This window comes from Streptomyces sp. NPDC102467 (assembly GCF_044765445.1).
Classification (GTDB): domain Bacteria; phylum Actinomycetota; class Actinomycetes; order Streptomycetales; family Streptomycetaceae; genus Streptomyces.
Genome location: NZ_JBIWKA010000027.1, coordinates 1 through 15,831, shown reverse-complemented (window position 1 = coordinate 15,831; position 15,831 = coordinate 1). Strand labels below are relative to the sequence as shown.

16 protein-coding genes and 2 pseudogenes are annotated in these 15,831 nt (G+C 67.2%); 6 read left to right on the top strand and 12 right to left on the bottom strand.

Going from position 1 to position 15,831, the window contains the following annotated elements:
* Positions 1 to 84 precede the first annotated feature (84 nt).
* Together ACIREE_RS38800 and ACIREE_RS38795 are read right to left on the bottom strand one after the other, a co-directional pair.
* Positions 85 to 285, bottom strand: a complete 201-nt coding sequence (locus ACIREE_RS38800) for a hypothetical protein (protein ID WP_404163495.1) — start codon at positions 283 to 285, stop codon at positions 85 to 87.
* 21 nt (positions 286 to 306) lie between these two features.
* Entirely contained in the window at positions 307 to 639 is a 333-nt protein-coding gene (locus ACIREE_RS38795; RefSeq protein WP_404163492.1) for a hypothetical protein, read from the bottom strand.
* On the opposite strand from ACIREE_RS38795, the gene ACIREE_RS38790 reads away from it, so the two are divergent.
* The 3 genes from ACIREE_RS38790 to ACIREE_RS38780 all read left to right on the top strand — a co-directional run bounded on the left by ACIREE_RS38790 (position 622) and on the right by ACIREE_RS38780 (position 3,647).
* Positions 622 to 1,677 (top strand): hypothetical protein, encoded by a 1,056-nt coding sequence (locus tag ACIREE_RS38790; protein ID WP_404163488.1) that lies wholly within the window; start codon positions 622 to 624, stop codon positions 1,675 to 1,677. The two genes, ACIREE_RS38795 and ACIREE_RS38790, sit on opposite strands and share 18 nt — an antisense overlap.
* 176 nt (positions 1,678 to 1,853) lie before the next feature.
* Complete coding sequence (locus ACIREE_RS38785; protein ID WP_404163487.1) at positions 1,854 to 2,198, top strand: DUF6233 domain-containing protein; 345 nt, start codon at positions 1,854 to 1,856, stop codon at positions 2,196 to 2,198.
* A gap of 201 nt (positions 2,199 to 2,399) precedes the next feature.
* Complete coding sequence (locus ACIREE_RS38780) at positions 2,400 to 3,647, top strand: hypothetical protein (RefSeq protein WP_404163484.1); 1,248 nt, start codon at positions 2,400 to 2,402, stop codon at positions 3,645 to 3,647.
* 135 nt (positions 3,648 to 3,782) lie between these two features.
* On the opposite strand, the gene ACIREE_RS38775 is transcribed toward ACIREE_RS38780, so the two are convergent.
* From ACIREE_RS38775 to ACIREE_RS38765, 3 genes are all read right to left on the bottom strand, one after another.
* Positions 3,783 to 5,009: a hypothetical protein gene (locus tag ACIREE_RS38775; protein ID WP_404163481.1), complete on the bottom strand. Its 1,227-nt coding sequence runs from the start codon at positions 5,007 to 5,009 to the stop codon at positions 3,783 to 3,785.
* A gap of 16 nt (positions 5,010 to 5,025) precedes the next feature.
* Entirely contained in the window at positions 5,026 to 5,601 is a 576-nt protein-coding gene (locus ACIREE_RS38770) for a hypothetical protein (RefSeq protein ID WP_404163479.1), read from the bottom strand.
* An 871-nt stretch (positions 5,602 to 6,472) separates the two neighbouring features.
* Entirely contained in the window at positions 6,473 to 7,201 is a 729-nt protein-coding gene (locus ACIREE_RS38765; protein ID WP_404163476.1) for a hypothetical protein, read from the bottom strand.
* 255 nt (positions 7,202 to 7,456) lie between these two features.
* Here ACIREE_RS38765 and ACIREE_RS38760 point away from each other — a divergent pair, with 255 nt between their 5' ends.
* Complete coding sequence (locus tag ACIREE_RS38760) at positions 7,457 to 7,819, top strand: hypothetical protein (RefSeq protein ID WP_404163473.1); 363 nt, start codon at positions 7,457 to 7,459, stop codon at positions 7,817 to 7,819.
* 243 nt (positions 7,820 to 8,062) lie between these two features.
* Here ACIREE_RS38760 and ACIREE_RS38755 read toward each other — a convergent pair whose 3' ends face one another.
* The 4 genes and pseudogenes from ACIREE_RS38755 to ACIREE_RS38740 all read right to left on the bottom strand — a co-directional run bounded on the left by ACIREE_RS38755 (position 8,063) and on the right by ACIREE_RS38740 (position 11,303).
* Positions 8,063 to 8,476 (bottom strand): hypothetical protein, encoded by a 414-nt coding sequence (locus ACIREE_RS38755; protein WP_404163471.1) that lies wholly within the window; start codon positions 8,474 to 8,476, stop codon positions 8,063 to 8,065.
* Between the two features lie 82 nt (positions 8,477 to 8,558).
* A pseudogene (locus ACIREE_RS38750) lies at positions 8,559 to 10,094 on the bottom strand (ISKra4 family transposase).
* A 69-nt stretch (positions 10,095 to 10,163) separates the two neighbouring features.
* Complete coding sequence (locus ACIREE_RS38745; protein WP_404163468.1) at positions 10,164 to 10,691, bottom strand: hypothetical protein; 528 nt, start codon at positions 10,689 to 10,691, stop codon at positions 10,164 to 10,166.
* A gap of 87 nt (positions 10,692 to 10,778) precedes the next feature.
* Positions 10,779 to 11,303, bottom strand: a complete 525-nt coding sequence (locus ACIREE_RS38740) for a hypothetical protein (protein WP_404163466.1) — start codon at positions 11,301 to 11,303, stop codon at positions 10,779 to 10,781.
* Positions 11,304 to 11,682: 379 nt separating this feature from the next.
* On the opposite strand from ACIREE_RS38740, the gene ACIREE_RS38735 reads away from it, so the two are divergent.
* Together ACIREE_RS38735 and ACIREE_RS38730 are read left to right on the top strand one after the other, a co-directional pair.
* Positions 11,683 to 12,276: a DinB family protein gene (locus ACIREE_RS38735; protein WP_404163463.1), complete on the top strand. Its 594-nt coding sequence runs from the start codon at positions 11,683 to 11,685 to the stop codon at positions 12,274 to 12,276.
* A gap of 460 nt (positions 12,277 to 12,736) precedes the next feature.
* The gene (locus ACIREE_RS38730; protein WP_404163460.1) at positions 12,737 to 13,540 is read left to right on the top strand and encodes an aminoglycoside phosphotransferase family protein; all 804 of its coding nucleotides are present in this window, start codon (positions 12,737 to 12,739) and stop codon (positions 13,538 to 13,540) included.
* Positions 13,541 to 13,773: 233 nt separating this feature from the next.
* Here ACIREE_RS38730 and ACIREE_RS38725 read toward each other — a convergent pair whose 3' ends face one another.
* The 3 genes and pseudogenes from ACIREE_RS38725 to ACIREE_RS38715 all read right to left on the bottom strand — a co-directional run.
* A complete protein-coding gene (locus tag ACIREE_RS38725) occupies positions 13,774 to 14,889 on the bottom strand; it encodes a hypothetical protein (protein ID WP_404163456.1) in 1,116 nt (371 codons plus the stop codon).
* A 61-nt stretch (positions 14,890 to 14,950) separates the two neighbouring features.
* Positions 14,951 to 15,202, bottom strand: a complete 252-nt coding sequence (locus tag ACIREE_RS38720; protein ID WP_404163586.1) for a transposase — start codon at positions 15,200 to 15,202, stop codon at positions 14,951 to 14,953.
* A 409-nt stretch (positions 15,203 to 15,611) separates the two neighbouring features.
* Positions 15,612 to 15,831 (bottom strand): annotated as a pseudogene (locus ACIREE_RS38715) (IS630 family transposase); the annotation flags it as partial.

Below are 15,831 nucleotides of genomic sequence, written 5' to 3'. Positions count from 1 at the left end.
CATGGTGGGACGTCTCACCTCAGCGCGCTGGGCGTTCTCATTCGATGCCACCTATAGGAAGCACTCCGTGTTCCGCCCCGGGGACTACCCAACAGCGGCGTCGAAATGAGAAGCCTGTCCGACGTCGAGCTGAGACGTCGTAACCGACATCGTGCCGCACTTCGAGCAGGACACGGAGTGCGGCGGCGCCAGGCGCTCGCGGCTGACCGAGGACGGCGGCCAGCGCGACGGCGCTCCGTCCAGTCCGGCCGCATCGATGTGGAGGCGGATGAGCGGGTCGTCCATGCCGCCTCCCGGTGCCCTCAGTCAGATGATCTTGACCGTTTGCCAGGCGATATTGACCGATGCGGTCGAACGGGCGCCATGCTGCCACGTCTGGTCCCTCAGCCGGGTGTCGGCACGGCGGTCGATCAGCGGCGTGCGCCGCTGGGAGGCGGCCCGAAGAATCACGGGCCCTGTGTCGGTGGGCCAGAGGATGCTGATGTCATGGAAGACCCGGAGCAGCAGGACAGTGATGAAGACGTAGAGCCGGACGACGCCGAAGCCGAGGCCACCAGCGGTGTACGGCCGTTCATTCGCCCACTCCTTAAGACCGACCCGCTGGGGCCCATGCGAGCGCAAATGGCCGACATCAATCACGCGCTGCGGAGTCCAGTGCTGGACGCGACGGCGTGGAACAACGCCTCTATCGCGACAGCGGGGTTGGCCGCGATGGTCACTCAACAACGGTCGTGGCTGAACACGATGCACGTCGCAGCAGGCCCACCGCCGGGCGTAAAAACCGCGCTGGACACGTTGGCCGCGATGGCCGCTCAACAACGGTCGTGGCTGAACACGATGCACGTCGCAGCAGGCCCACCGCCGGGCGTAAAAACCGCGCTGGACACGTTGGCCGCAATGGCCGCTCAACAACGGTCGATGGCGGACTCGTTCCAGTCCTCGCTGCACCAGATCGCCGGCACGATCAACAGCGTCTTCACCGAGGACCTGTTCAGCAGTTTCGACTCGCTGCTCGGGACGTTCCGGGAGTGGCTCCCCGACAATCTGCGCGGTGTCGACGCCGGGCTGTGGATGTGGCTACTGCGCATCAGCGCTAAGGACGGCACCTGCCTGGCCTGGGCTCCGCGCGCTGAGATCGTCGCGGAGCTCTTGGCGCTACGCCACTCCAAGGACCGGCAGCGCTGCCTGGAGGAGTACCGCCCGGAGGTGGTGAAGGACGTCGAAGCCAGCCTTAAGGAGGTCGACCACCCCGACCTGCTCGACCTACAGGAACTCACGCTTCAGGCCGCCGCTTGTATCCGCGATGGCTACGATGCAGCGGCGCAGGCGCTGCTGGCCAACGTCCTGGACACAGTCATGCGCGCCCACGGCCACGCCTGGATGCGCAGCTACTTCCCTCCGGCATCGTTCCCGCCCCATCCGGTCGGGAGCCACAAGATGATCGCCGGAGCCCACGGCACCTTCTCGGGAGCAGTCCAGCTGCGCATGCTCGGGCCCTACCTATTGGTCAACGCGATGAAGAACGTTTTTAGTGGTGTCGACCGCCAGCACACGCTTAACAGGCATCTGGGCTCGCACAAGGCTTCCTCTGATTCCTACCGCAGTGAGTTTGCCTTCGCAGCGCTACTCAACGCCCAGGCGCTGCTGCGCCTGGTGGACCGTTACCTGTACGCCTGACCGTCCGACGCACCCACTCCCCGCAAGCAGCGACTGGAGCTCTGACGACGCGGGGATCGTGAGACCAGACCCGCCGGTCAAGATCACTTGGCAAACCAGCAAGATCCTCTGTCGGAGGTCACTCCTGATGGGGCTCGTCTGCTGAGTGTGTGCACTATGAGCATAGAATCGAACGCGTGTCCGATCCACTGCTTACCCGTCTCGACCTGCTGCGCTTTCTGGAGCGCGTCCAGGAGGGCGATCTCGCGCGCACGCGCCGGTGGATCGAGGATGAGGAGCGGCGCGAGTCGGAACGGGCCTTCGCCGCGGCGCACCGGCCGCCGGTCCCGGACTGGCTCATCGAGCAGAGCATCGGGCAGGGGCGGCTGCCGGTGTACGTGCACGCGGGGCACTGCGTCATGGCACCGAAACCCCCGCGCGTGCGGGGAGTCACGCAGGAGCAGGCCCGCCAGGCCCTGGGCGAGCGGGTCGAAGCGTGCCCGCACTGCCGGCCGGACACCGATCTCGGCGTGCTGGACTGACCCGCTCGCCGCGCCGCACCGGCTCGGGTGGACCGGCCGCCTGATATCGGGTGGCGTGGCGTCTATGGTTCCCGGTGCCGGGCACGCCAGGCACGCACGACAGCGTCCAGCTCGCTGCGCTGGACGCGTTCTTGCGCCAGTACGGCCGCCAGCGTGCCCAGCGCGGGCTGGGCTGTCAGCAGGTTCCGGAATGATGTCGGTATGGGTGACAAGAAGCGGACTCAACCGTCCACCTACGAGTTGCTGGGACTGCCACCGCTATTGAAGGACTTCAGTAGTCCTTTTACGGTCAAGTCCGGTGTTTTCGACAGCCTAACGAAGCAGTACGGACGCAGCATCGGCAGTTCGGTCGTGGCGAAGTCCGGTGTCTTCGACAGCGTCTTGCAGTTCTACGGGCGCAGCATCGTCCCTCCTGTTCTTGGGTCGCGGTCGTTGGTTTCCGTTGGCGTGCTCGACTCCATGAAGTCGGGGTCTGTCTTTGGCGGATCCTTCTCCGGCAAGCATCGATCGGGTGTGCTGGGCCTGAACGCTGCGCAGGGCGGGAGCAAGTTCGACTATTTGGCTGCTGTGACGTCCGGTGCGGGAGCCGAGATCTACGGGGGTGTGTGGAAGGCGGGCGCGTTCGACCAGTTCCGTGGCTCCTTCGTCTCGCCTCTTAGCGGCCTCACTGATTCGCTCCGGTGGCCGGGCTGGCCCGACGGTTTCACCGTGCCTTTGGCGCCCGGTCTTCCACGCCGGGCGGAAGAGCTGGCGGACCTCCTGCTGCCGGCCAATCTGCAGGGCTTCACCGGCAGCGAGTGGTCCCGGCTCATCGACATCACCACCGAAGACGGGATCGGCCTCATGTGGGCCCCCGGCACCGAGCATCTGCGCGGGCTTCTCTCGAAAGACGACCGGGAGGGCCGCTACGCCTACCTGCTGCAGCACCAGGACGACCTGCTCGATGAACTGAACGACGGACTGCAGGAGGTCGTCGAGGCGCCACTGCAGGACCTGGTGCGACTTGGGATGCGCGCGATCGAGTGCGCGCGTGCCAGCCTGTGGGAAGGGGCTCTCGCGCTGGCCACGAACGTTCTGTACTCGGCGATGGAAGAGCACGGCATCGCCTGGTACCGCCAGGAATTCAATGGCGTCCGTGACCACAACAACCAGCCGATCCACGGAAGCACCGGCCCCGGCTCCACCGTACAGTTCGTGATCAGCAACATTCCGATGCCTGAGCGCCGGGTGGGAATCTTCGATCTGGCCGCGCATCTGGTGACCCGGCCCATGTCGCACGTGTTCAAGAAGAGCCAACTCGTGCAGGGCCGGCACAACCGTCATGCCGTATGCCACGAAGCGTCGTATGCCTCCCTGCGCAAGGAGTACGTCCTGCCGGCCATGCTCAACATGCACGCCCTGCTCCGGGTACTGGACGAGAAGATGGCAGACAACGACCCGGATGCCTGAGCCGAGGGCAACGCAGTGGTTCGGGGCGCTCTGCAACGGCTGCGGAGGCATCTGCCGCCGGCCGGTCGCCCCGCGCAGGGGCCCGGTGCGGAGTCCGCGGGAGCATCATCTCCGCACAACTCCGGAACCGCGGGGCTACGTAGGTCGGTTTCGGGATGTGACTGTGGCCTCCGTGCGCGGCGCGGGGAGAAGGGGACGGGGGCTGCCGGGCATCAGTCCGCGGCGCCGGAGGACCTTGTCCCGGTCGCGGCACCAGGCGGTGCAGAACTTGCGGGGCCGACGGGTGGTTTCTGGTAGGGGCTGGGTGCAGACGGGGCAGCAGCCCGTCCCGGCCACCGGCGCCAGGTGTTCCAGCAGCTGCCGGATACGCTCGGTCTCCCTGCGGGTGCCGGCGTGCCGGGCGTCGGCGCGGCCTCGGCATCCGGTGAGCAGTTCACTGAACACGTGGCGCAGGTCGGGGAGGTCGCGGCGGCAGGCTCCCAGCAGGGCGAGGAAGTCGTCGACGGGCCAGGAGACGAGGGCCCCGGAGCGGGTCAGGTAGAGGCCGACGGTGTCGATCCGGTACCGGTCGGCGGCATCGAGGAGCAGGTAGCCGGTCAGCTGCCACGCGGTGCGCTGCGACATCTCCGTCAGCGGTCGGCGGGCGCTTTTGAAGTCGAGCAGCAGGCCGTCGATGACGATGTCGGCGTCGGCCGTGATGCGGGAGCTGGCGAACGTCGGCCCGCCGATGCAGTCTTCGGGTCCGGTGCGGGCGCGCAGCGCCTGAAGGGGGCCGTGGGCGGCCTTGTTGAGCTGGGCGGTGACGTCGACTACCAGGTCGGGGTGCGGGAGCTGCAGCAGCCGGGTGAGCGAGAAGGCGCTGGGGTCCTCGATGGCGGTCTTGGCGAGCGGGGTGTAGGCGAACCCGATCGGTGTACGGGCGAGAACCTGGTACCAGGCCGCGGCGATCAGCATGCGGGCCAAGAGCTCCTCTTCGTCCTGGCCCCGGTCGATCGGCAGGCCCCGGTTGTCGAGGTCCAGGCAGTGCACCGTCTCGGCCAGGCGTGCCGCCAGTTCGTTGCCGACCGACCGCATCCGCAGGCCCTGCCCGCGGCCGCCGATGCGGCCGGTGAGTTCGATCCCGGCCAGGGAGGCGTCGTCGACGGGCGCGGCCGCGGTGAAGGCCAGCCGCAGCCGCTGGTCGATCACCGTGCCGACGGTTCCGGCCTCTGTGCCGACACCGGGCGGCGGGAGCAGGACGTGATCAGCGCGGTGCTGGGCGCGGAAGCTGCTGCGCAACGGCCGGGCGCCTGCTGAGAGTTCGCGGTCCAGGAACCGGCGTAGCGGAGTGTGCGGGCTTCGCAGCCCGTCGACCAGTGACACGGCGGGTCACCGCCGTTTAGTCGGAAACCGCCGAGGCGCGGGTGCCACTCTGCGCGGCGGTGGCGGCCTGGAGGGGTACCAGGGCCCACACCTGCCGTCCTTCGGCCGTCATCTCGGTGCCGCAGCTGGCAGTGCCCAGATCACGCAGCGCGGTCAGGACCTCTGGCGTCTCCGGGGCCTGGGCCTGCTGGTGGCTGAGGCACAGGACGAGTGCCATACGGTCCTGTTCGGACAGGTGGATGCTGACACGGCGGCCGCCGTCCGCAACGACCGAGCCGGTCAACAGCTGCACCACCGCCTCGAGCGTGCCGGGGGCGGTGAACCCCCAATCGGCCAGCTGCGCCGTCACCTGCCGGGCTGCTTTGGCCGGCGTCCAGGCCGCGGATTCCAGCATCCACGACGTACCGCGGCGGTTTTTCATCACGGGATGCCCGGCACGCCCTGCCCGCTGCGGAACAGGCAGGCCGGGAAGGAGGTCGCTGCGGGGCGGGTCGGGCGGCGGCGGGCTCGGCGGCTTCTTCGGCGGCGGCGGTGTCTTCGGCGGATAGTCGGGCCGCGGCTTGATCTCCTCAGGCTCAACGGGCTTATCCATCACGGCCTCCCGGTCAGATCCTCATCGTAGAGCGCGACAGCCACCGGGGAGACCGTGTCGGCAACAGCGCACCGCCAGCGGCTGCATGTTGGGACGTGTGAGGCAGACCACGCGAGCCCGGGCCGGCAGGACTTGCGGGGCTAACCCTCGCTTCCTTCAAAGTCGGCGCAGCCCGTCAACAGACGGATTACGCCGACCTTTTGGAGACCGTCGTGTTCCATGAGACTTCTTCTGCCACTCCACCCCCGTATCGGCCGGTCGGCGCAGATGCAGGGCTGGAGGCGGGGCGATGAGCCGGCGCCGCGCCAGCCACGTCGTGCGAGCCGCCGCTGTAGCAGGAGGCGGGATCGTCGTCGGCACGGCCACGCTCGCGGGAGCCCCGTGGTGGTTCTCGGTCGGACTCCTGCTTGCCGGGGCGTTGCCCTCGCTCCTGCCGCAGGAATCGGAGCACCGGCGAGACGTGTACCGGGACTTCTTCCGGCATCGCGAACGCATGACGCGGCTCAAGAGACAACCGCCGCCGCGCCCGCCAGGGCCTGAACGCAGGCCCCTGCGACGCTCCGACCGCGAGTGACGGCCAGACTTGAGGTCAGGCCCGGGCCGGGCACGGTAGGCGATCTGCCGCCCGATCACCGACCAGGCCGGCTCACTCGTTACTCGGTTCGCGGCGAGTCCGAGCAGGCCGGCGAAGTGGTCGAGGGGTCCCCCCGCTGGGCCTGAACACCGCAGTGGACCCCGTGCTGAACGACCGAGAGGTCTGCCGCCAGTTCACCCAGCAACAGCAGGACCTGGCCCTGCAGCTCGCAGAGGCCGCCACCACCGAGCCGGCCTCGGACGACGGCCTGCCGGACGACGTTCGCCGCGTTGTCGCTCAGGCGATGACCGGCACGGTCTCGGCGCTGTTGGTCGACCAGTTGGTGACGATGGGCTGGTCGACGACCGCGGGCTCGGGCAGCTGCAGCTCGGCCGGGTCGGCGTCGTCCTCGCTCAGAGCGACGATGACGCTCCCGAACTCGGTGCCGCCGTCGCTGTCGGTGGACTTGGGGCTGATCCCGGTATAGGCGACCGTCGAGCCGGAGAGCTTGATCGGGTCCTCGCCGCCCTGCCCCACCGGGGACGCCACGCCGTCCGCACCGGAACCGAAGGACACATTCGGGGTGTTGACGTCCAGATAGCAGGTGATGCCGGACTTGGCCTTGACCGTGACCAGGTAGTAGCCGCCGGCCTGTGACTTGGACGTGAGCGTGAAGCTCACATCGTTGGTGCCGCAGGACTGCCCGTAACCGCTCTTGTCGCCGCCACCGTTCGCGGCCTCCTCCGCCGTGCTGCCCTCATTCGAGCCGGCCTTGGCGTTGCTGGCCTGCGCGCCGCCGGAGGCCGAGCCGCCCTCCGCCTTCGCGCCACCCTTCGCGCCACCGTCCGAGGACGGGGACGGGGAAGACGGCGAGGACGAGGAGACGTTGGAGGGCTTCGCGGCGCTCGCCGCGTCGGTGTCCGAGCCGGAGCAGGCCGTCAGAGACAGCCCGGCCACCGCCGTCAGGGTCGCGGCGGCGATCCGCAGGTTGCGGCGGCTGACGATACGAGCAGTGGTGGAGCGCATGGCGGGTCCCCTTGAAGCGGTCGGCGTTGGTGTTTCCCGGTGACGACTACGACTCTGCCCGCAGCCGCTACCGTCCGGTCGCCGACCGCTAACGCCTCACTAACGCCCAAGAGCTGCGCGGCCGTCGTACACAGCGCGCGGGTACAGGACCCGCACCACCCCGGCGGTCCGCGTACGAGCCCGTTGATCCTCGCTCTCGGGTACTACCTACTCGTTTTCCGGCGCAAGTGCGGTGGGGTGCGCCACACTCGTTGAATGGCAGGCGGTCAGTGGTGGAGTGTCCGGGTGGAGCTGCTGGGCGGCGGAATGGCCGGTGAGCTGTGGCCACGGCCGGGCCGCATCTTCGCCGTCTCCACCCGGCATACGCTGCACGCCCTGGCCGAGGCCATCGACGACGCGTTCGCCCGCTGGGACCGCAGCCACCTGCACGAGTTCACCTTCCCCGCGATCGGGAAACGCGCCACCGAACACCGCTACGCCGACATCGACAACCCCGCCGTAGAACTCGACGCCGACCACGTGCGCATCGCCGACGTCCTCGAGCCGGGCACAGAGTTCGAATACGTCTTCGATCACGGCGACGTGCGCCACGAGGCGCTGCTTGACCGAGGGGGGTGAAAGACCTCCCCCAACGGGCCGTCGCAGCGGCCTGATTGAAGATGAGGGCAGCCCGATCCGGGGAACGCCGGGGAAGGTGGAAGCAGCCCTGACAATGCCGGGGCGGGTCAGCACTGCCAGATGACCTGGGTCCGGCTATCGAGGCCATGAGGTACAGCGAAAGCGAATGGGTGCAGTTCCTGTCGAGGGAATGTCCTGGCGAAGGGCAGCGCCACTTGCTGACGGGTGAGCAAGACTGAGCTGTCAGTGTCGGTGCAGTTCGTAGTAAGTGCGGAGGTCGAAGAAACGCAGACCCTCGATTACGGCTCCGGAGTGGATTTCGTCCAGTGTCCAGGGGTGAGCGGAGTAGTCGTCGATCGCCACGCCTCCATGCTCGAGCAAGAGGGCGCTCAGTTGGTGAACCTCGGCGGTGCCGTCGATCCGTCCGGAAACATCGATCTGCACTGCCCAGCCGGGTCGGTGTCCGACGACCGCCTCGAGTATCGCGACGTCCTCGGGATCCCAGTCAGAAAAGAGGTATCCGGTCGCCTCTTCGTCGATGTCGATGTAGAGGTCGCCGTTCAGCGTCCAAGGGCTCCGTTGCTGAGGCAGGTGCTGATCAAGGCAGGCGACGGTCTGGGCTTGCTCACCGGTGGGGAACACGAAGACGCTGCGCATGTGAGGGAGCGTAGGTGGTGCGGCTCCGCAGCCGCGACGGATATTCAGGGACAGTGCGGCCCGGCCGATGCCTGGGCTGACGTCAGGCGGTGAGGTCGTATTCTTGCTGGCCAGGGGGGTAGAGACGCTGGTGCTCGCGGCGGGCATGGAAGCGCCAGTAGTCCTCGAAGTCTCCGTTCGTGATCAGTGCGCGGAGTTAGAGGACGGCTTCGGCGCCGTCGAGTCCCCAGCGGGCGCCGGTGATGTCGAGGCGGTCGGCGATCAGGCGGCGGCAGGCGCCTTCGACGGCTCCGGTGGCGATCGGCCAGCCGGCCGCGAGGGCGGTGTCGTAGTGGAGTTGGTCGAGGTGGCCGGTGAGGTAGCGGTGGCAGGTGGCGACTGCTTCGCGGCGGGCGGCGGGGAGTTGTTCCGCTGTGGCCTGGGCGGTCATCCCGGTGGCGGCGCGGTCCGCATGTCCGGCAAGGATCGAGGTGAGTTTGTCCGCGGCCCAGGTCTCGGCCTCGCGGCTGCCGGGTGGGTGGAAGGCGTGCGCGGCCGTCCAGCAGTATTCGGCGACGTGCACGAAGTCGAGCAGGACGTGAGGGTGGATGCTGTGTTGGACGGCTTCGGCGTGGATCAGGTCGAGTTGGTGGCGGGCGCCGTCGACGAGCACGATCCAGTTCCGCAGATGCTGCGGGTCGCGAGCCTCGGCCTGGGCGAAGGCGTCGGCGATGACCTGCTCCGGAGAGCGGATCACGGAGGCGGTGCACCATTTCCGTACCGCTTTCGGGCCCGGCCGTGGCGGCCGGGTTTCGCTGCGGCCGCCGGGTGGGTGGACGATGTCATGTGGCCGGCGCGGGGCGGGAGTGGTGTCGAAGACGCAGGCCACCGTCGCCATCCGTTTGCGATTCGGTTTCTCGCCCGGGGCCAGGCGTCCGCGTCGCCCGGCCGCCGCACTCTTGGCCGCGGCTCGGCGGGTGGCTTCGCGCAGGGCTTCGGGGCGCATGACCACACCCTTGCCGTCGATCTGGATGATCAGAGGCATTTCGCGGGTGCACGGGGTGGGGATCTTTGCCGTGTAGTAGGCGGCGATATCGACGGCCGAGGCGACCACCAGCTCTTTGAGGCGGCGCTTGCCGAGCACTTTGCCGCATCGCCGTTCGATCGCGGCGGTGGCCTGGTCGTATGAGCCGCGGACGGCTTCCAGGACCGCGAGGCGGGCCAGTCCTCGTGAGTGTCGGCCGGCGGGCAGCGACAAATTCTCGTCCGCCGGGTGCACGTTGGCAACGCCTCGGCCGCGGTGGGCGATCCGGGTCACCCGAACCGGTCCGAACACGCAGGTCAGTAGGCGGCAGTGGCCGATCTCCCGCCAGGTCCGCGGCTGTCCTTCCGGACCGAGTACCAGCGGCCGCTGTCCGTCCGCTCGCACGGTGTCCTCCTCCTTCCTGGCTCGCTGATCGAGGTGGTTCTGCATCAATTGCCGCAGCAGTTCGCGTCCCAACTGTTCGAGCTGGGCTTCCAGTTCGTCATGCGGCATGTTCACTGCCGGGCCGTCGGCCAGTGTCGAGATGAGGCGTTCGAAGGCATCGCGGGAGGCGGAGTACGGATCAGGGTCGGGTAAGGCGTCGTACGGTTCCATCGAGGGCTCTTCTTCGGTCGTGATTCGTTCTGGTTGGCACCTACGAATTCACGGAGAAGAGCCCCTTGGTCACCAGGAGTTGCCCCGGTCCCGGCCCGGACCTTGCCGGGCGAGGGTGAACTGTCCAGGCGTGTCCTCGTCCAGCCAGCCGCGCTCAACCAGCCGCTTGAGTTTTCCCCGGGTGCCCTCAATCTTCCCGGTCGTCGTCGGCAGACCGATCCGCGGCACGATCTGCTTGGCCTGCACCGGGCCCGGCGCATCAGCGATGATCTCCACGATGTCCCGGTAGACATCCGGCAACACCGCCACGACCAGACCCTCCCGCCACGGCGGCACCATCATCACCCCGACGCCATGAGGCACCGACGTCTCGTTCGCCTCCGGCATATCGCCCGCAGGAACGTCCGGTTCGACCTCCGCGGCCGACAGTTCCGCCAGTACCTGCGTGACGGTCTCCCGCGTGATCTCCAACCGCGACAGATCCTTCCGCGCCGTCTCCAATCGAAGGGCCAACTCGGCGGCCTCAGCCTGGAGGTCCTCTACTCGCTGCCGAGCAGCGGCTTCCCGCACCTGCAGCTCTTCCGGTAAAGACGCCATGGCGACCCACCTCCACCACCACGGTAGGGACGAGCAGCCCCGAGCACAGCCCTAATCAGCTCGAAGCCCAGCGACAGAGTGAGTCGATCACGGGCCCGCTGGACTCTGGCCGTCATCGAGCACAGCCACAAGACCCTCAAGGATCCCAACGAACTCCATGGTCGGGATCTCCGCCACGAAGACCTCGCCCGCATGCTCCGGATGCTTGATCAGATGTTCCTCGCGCCAGAACTGAAGAGTGAGTGCCAAGCGGTTCGCGTCGCGGAAGAGGTGAGCTGTCACGTTGTCAGTTGTGGGCCCCCAGTTCAGGAAGCGGAACTGGCTGCGAAGCGCGAAGTCGGCTTCGGTCTCGTCGTCAGCCCCGGCACGGCGCATGAGGCGCCGGTGCGTGGCTTGCGGGGACAGGCCGTCGAACGGCAGTGGAGAGCCTTGCCCAGAACGCATCCAGGCGGCCGTGTCCAGCACGTCCTGGCGGAACTGCCCGACGAAAACCGAGTTGTCGTCGCAGGTCAGCCACTTACCTGCAGCCCACAGATCCACCCGGCGCAACGCGTTGTCCCACGCCCCGACCTCGGCAGCGAACCTGTTCTTGTCTCCCAGAAGTACGGTCACGTCGGGACCCTGGCAGGCTCAGTGCCCATTCGCAAGCGAGCTCTTGCTGAGCGACAAAAGCACACATGGCCTCCTCACCGCTGCCCACTTCAACGACGGCCACTGGCCTTCACTTCAGAGGATCCGCACCCAAGTCGCTTGGCAATCGGTCAAGATCATCTGTCAGAGGACACCGGTGACCTGCCAGTGAGTGGTGATCGATTGCCATCGACGGATGACTGATGGCCTTCTGTGTCAGCCAAGGGTGACCACTTGCAGATTCGTGCCAGTGAAGGATGACCATCGGCGGCGGCTTCCCATCTCAGGTGGGTGATCTGGTCCACCGCGAGCGGTGGACAAAAGCGGTGGACAAAGATCGCGCGGGCGGCAGACTGACCCCATGACCGCATCGGATCCCAAGACTGACCTTCACTTTTATCTGCAGACCGCCCGCGATGCACTGCTGTGGAAGCTCGAAGGACTCTCGGAGTACGACATCCGCCGTCCGCTGACGCCGACCGGTACTAACCTCCTGGGCCTGGTCAAACACGCCACCTGCGCTGAACTGGGATACCTGGGTGACACGTTCGGACGGCCCTCCGGCGAACCGGGACCCTGGTTCGGAGCCGGCTCCGAACCCAACGCCCACATGTGGGCCACTGCCGATGAGTCACGCAAGTACATCGTGGAGCATTACCGCCAGGCGTGGGCGCACGCGGACGCGACGATCGACGCGCTGGCCCTGGACACGATCGGCAGGGTGCCGTGGTGGCCGGACGGCAAGGATGAGGTGACGCTGCATCACGCTGTGGTGCGCGTGATCGCCGACATTCACCGGCACGCCGGGCACGCCGACATCGTCAGGGAACTCCTCGACGGTGCCGTGGGGATGAACGAGGGCAACACCAGCATGCCGCCGGGCGACTCGGCATGGTGGGAGGGCTATCGCAGCCAGCTGGAACGCGTGGCTCAGGAAGCCAGCCGCGACGCGTAACGTCGGACCAGACCGATTCAGAGACGATCGGCTTCTTCTCTCGCAGGGCCGGATCAACCGAGACCCCGCATCCCACGTCTCAATTGACGTGGTCGCCGCGGCCCCCGCGCGGGTTCGCGGAATCTTGGACGGTGTGAGCGAGAAACACGCGCGTCAGGTTCTGCAGAGTAGTCGAGTCTGCGGTGGGTTCCTCTGGGCTTGTGGCGGCGGTCAACTGGTAACCGTCGATAATCCTGGGGGCTGTGTGGCTGTTCGACGAGACTACTCTTCACGCTCTGTGACGATTGAAATGTTGTGAGACGTGCACGGACCGTGGTCTTAGGATGCGCGAAGACTGCATCTACTACCCGCGGGAGATAAGTTGAGAGAGTTGGTCTGCGTCGCGCCAGAGGTTCGGGACCGGCTCGTCGTTCGGTTCGGAGCTGACGTGCTGGCCTGGTGTGATGGGTTGCCGGCTCTCGTGGACGAACTCGCTTCCCGCTGGGATCTGACGCTTGTCGCGGCAGGCGGAGGAGGCACCTCGCGGGTGTTCCGCTGCTTCACGCGGGACACCGGCGCCTCGGCGTGGCTGAAACTCACGCCGGAGCCAGAGATTGCCCGGGAGGAAGCCGAAGCTCTGCGGGCCTGGGCGAAGACGCCCTCGGTTGTCACGCTGCTGGCGCAGGATCTGGCCGTCGGGGCCCTGCTGCTGGAGGACGTGCAGCCGGGAGTTCAGGTGAGCCAGCGTGCATGGAATTTGGCCGAGGTCGCGGCGCTGCTGCGGGACCTGCGGGCCTCTGCTGCCGCGCCGGGTGGGCACTCGGTACTGCGGCTTCTCTCACACCGCGTCGACTTCGTGTTTGACTTGACCGACCGCAGGCTGGCAGCGGGCGAGGTGAACGATCCGACTGCCTCTAAGGTGCTTCGGCAGGCGCGATCGGCTGCCCTGGAACTCGCGGGCAATGGGCCCGTGGGACTCGTGCATGGTGATCTCCATCCGGCCAACGTGCTGTCTGGTCCGGGCGCCCGCATGGTGGCAATTGATCCGAGGCCGACGTGGGGCGACCCGGACTTCGACGCTGTGGACTGGGTGCTTGAAGGGGTTGCAGATCCAGCCGTGCTGGAGCAGAGGGTCGAGGAGCTGGCGGGGCTGGTTCCTGGCATGTCTCCTCGTCGTGTGCTGGGTTGGTGCCGAGCTCTGGCCGCCCTCATCGCGGTACCCAGAATGTGTGCGGGGCGGGACGACGCAGAGACTCGATTCCTCATGGCTCTGGCCGATGATTGAGTACTTCGTCGGCCTCGACTGGTGCCACGGCGCCTGGCAGCCGCTGTGATCGCCCGGCGTAGCTTTTCCCGGGTCATCTGCTGGTAGTAGGCGTCGTTCACAGGGTCGACCACCCGCAGCGGGTGCTTCGTCTTGGCGATCCGCCCGTACTCCGCGAACGCGGCTTCCCACGACGATGGGCGGCCGTCGCGTCCGAACATGCGCAGCAGGTCGTAGGCCCGGGGCCGTTGCTGTCAGCGAAGCCGGTCGGGGCGCTTATCCGGATGGGCGGCATAGATGTAGGTCAGCGCAGTGTCGGCGGTGATGCCGAACACGCGCATAAGGTGGACTGGATCGACGGTGACACGGGCTTCGTCGACGATGCGATCGCGTCGCAGCTGGGTGAGGTTGATGCCCAGCGGCTTGAATTTCTGCCATAGGTAGAAGGCGTTGACGGGTCCGGTCTCCGCGGCGATCTGCTGGCTGATGAGCAGGTGCGGGTTGCGCGTTGCGGGCCAGCGACGGTATCGCTCGCGGAGCCACTGGTCGAGGAGGCTGACGGTGACCTCGTCGAGGTGGATGACGCGCAGCCCGTAGCGACGCCTGATGAGTAGGCGGCTCCGGCTTACTGACAGGTCGTCCACGAGGATGCGGGTGAGTTCGCGTTGGCCGACCGCGTGGATCGCGACGAGAGCCACGGCCAGGCGATCAGCGGCTCCGGTCGCGCGGTCGATGAGCCCGGCGACCATCTCGCTGGGGAGCGTGCGCGGCGGCCGTGTGGGGCCGTGAGGCACGACGATGCCGCGGGTGGGGTCGCGAAAGATGGACTTGTTGCGCTTGAGCGTGCGGAAGATACTGCGTAGCGCGATCCCCATGTGGCGTGCCGCCTCGCCCGCTTGAGCTTCGATTGCGGCGTCGACGTCGGCCGGGGTCACCTCGCGCAGTGTCCGGTAGCGTCGCCCCCACTCGACCAGGGCGGGGTGGGCATAGGTGAGGTAGTTCCTGATCGTGGCGTAGCGGGCGTGGGGCCGGCCGTCGCGGTCTTCCCTTCGCAGCAGCACGACCCACTCTTCGATCTCTGGAACGATGCTGGACGGCAGGCTGGCGATGATGCGGTTCGAGGCGTGTTCACGAGGCTCGCTCTGGCGCGTGGTATCGGGGATGACCAGGCTGTTGTCGGCCAAGAATCGCAGCGCCCTGCGGGTCCGCAGCCCGACTTCGTTGAGGAGCCTGATGTCCTGCTCGGGGATCGGGGCCGCGTTGCCGAGCCATCCGAACAGGACGCGAAGGGTTTTAGCCGCTGTGGAGAGGTTCTCGCTGCTCCAACCCTGCTCCTGGCCTTGGAGTTTGAACCGATTGGCTTTATTCACCAGTAGTGGTTCTGGCTCAATTCTGGGCTCTGTCGCAGATTTGGGAGTACGTGCTCGTTGATCACGGGGAGAGCAGGATGCGGCGCCGCAACAGGTCGAAGTTGGCCCGGCCGTACATCTGTCCTTTCAGCAGCTTGATACGGGTCACGTTGCCCTCGACTGCGCCCGAAGTATGCGTGGTGGTAAGGGCCGTCAGGATGGCAGCGCTGTCGCGCCGCATGCCGCCTGCCAAGGTGCGGAGTTCTCGCTGCCCGTCGAGGCGGACATCGGCGAGCCCAGGGCGGCGTCGTTCAGGAGATCTGTCCGTGTTGATGCCAGCCTAGGTCTGAACGGTAGCCAAGATCTTCTCCCCGTGTCCGGCCAGGGATTCTCCACTCACGGTCCCCACTGGTGGCCAGTCGCACTCCCCAAGCAGCGAACGCCGGACAGGAAGGGTGACAGTTGGCCCCGTACGCTTCGGCGCTCGGCGACACTTCGTTCGTCGATTGCTGTTCTTTGTCAGGGCGCAGTGAAGGCACAATTTGACCGTGGACTCCGATCTCTATCCCGACCTGGCCGCCGCCGGCAGCCTGGCCGCTGCCTTGGACCAGGTGGCGGCCGACCTTGGCGTCGATCTCGTGACCGCGCCCGGGGACTGGGGACCAGTCGTTTCGGCGGGCATTGCGGCGTCGGTTCCTGAACGTCGGCCGCTGTCCGTTCACATCGGAGCCGAGAGGCGCTGGTTACTGAGGTTTTCGGTGTGGGGTCGGGTGGTGACCGGTGATCGCAAGACCGGTCCCGGCGAGGCAGCCATCGATGAGGTCGGGTCGGTATTGAAGCTGTCGCAGGCCGCGGCGGAGGGTTCGGCTGAGCTCGTCGGCATCGGCGAAGGCGGCGTTGGCCAGAGGCCCGCGCCGCAGCAGGGACCAGACGCCCTCGACGGGATTCAAATCGGGCGCATAG

What these genes read in the sequence shown, in the direction of transcription:
- ACIREE_RS38790 (WP_404163488.1), top strand. Translation starts at nt 622, where the DNA reads ATGGCCGACATCAATCACGCGCTGCGGAGTCCAGTGCTGGACGCGACG.
- ACIREE_RS38755 (WP_404163471.1), bottom strand. Translation starts at nt 8,476, where the DNA reads ATGCGCAGCGTCTTCGTGTTCCCCACCGGTGAGCAAGCCCAGACCGTC.
- ACIREE_RS38780 (WP_404163484.1), top strand. Translation starts at nt 2,400, where the DNA reads ATGGGTGACAAGAAGCGGACTCAACCGTCCACCTACGAGTTGCTGGGA.
- ACIREE_RS38745 (WP_404163468.1), bottom strand. Translation starts at nt 10,691, where the DNA reads ATGGCGTCTTTACCGGAAGAGCTGCAGGTGCGGGAAGCCGCTGCTCGG.
- ACIREE_RS38765 (WP_404163476.1), bottom strand. Translation starts at nt 7,201, where the DNA reads ATGCGCTCCACCACTGCTCGTATCGTCAGCCGCCGCAACCTGCGGATC.
- ACIREE_RS38760 (WP_404163473.1), top strand. Translation starts at nt 7,457, where the DNA reads ATGGCAGGCGGTCAGTGGTGGAGTGTCCGGGTGGAGCTGCTGGGCGGC.
- ACIREE_RS38770 (WP_404163479.1), bottom strand. Translation starts at nt 5,601, where the DNA reads ATGGATAAGCCCGTTGAGCCTGAGGAGATCAAGCCGCGGCCCGACTAT.
- ACIREE_RS38800 (WP_404163495.1), bottom strand. Translation starts at nt 285, where the DNA reads ATGGACGACCCGCTCATCCGCCTCCACATCGATGCGGCCGGACTGGAC.
- ACIREE_RS38735 (WP_404163463.1), top strand. Translation starts at nt 11,683, where the DNA reads ATGACCGCATCGGATCCCAAGACTGACCTTCACTTTTATCTGCAGACC.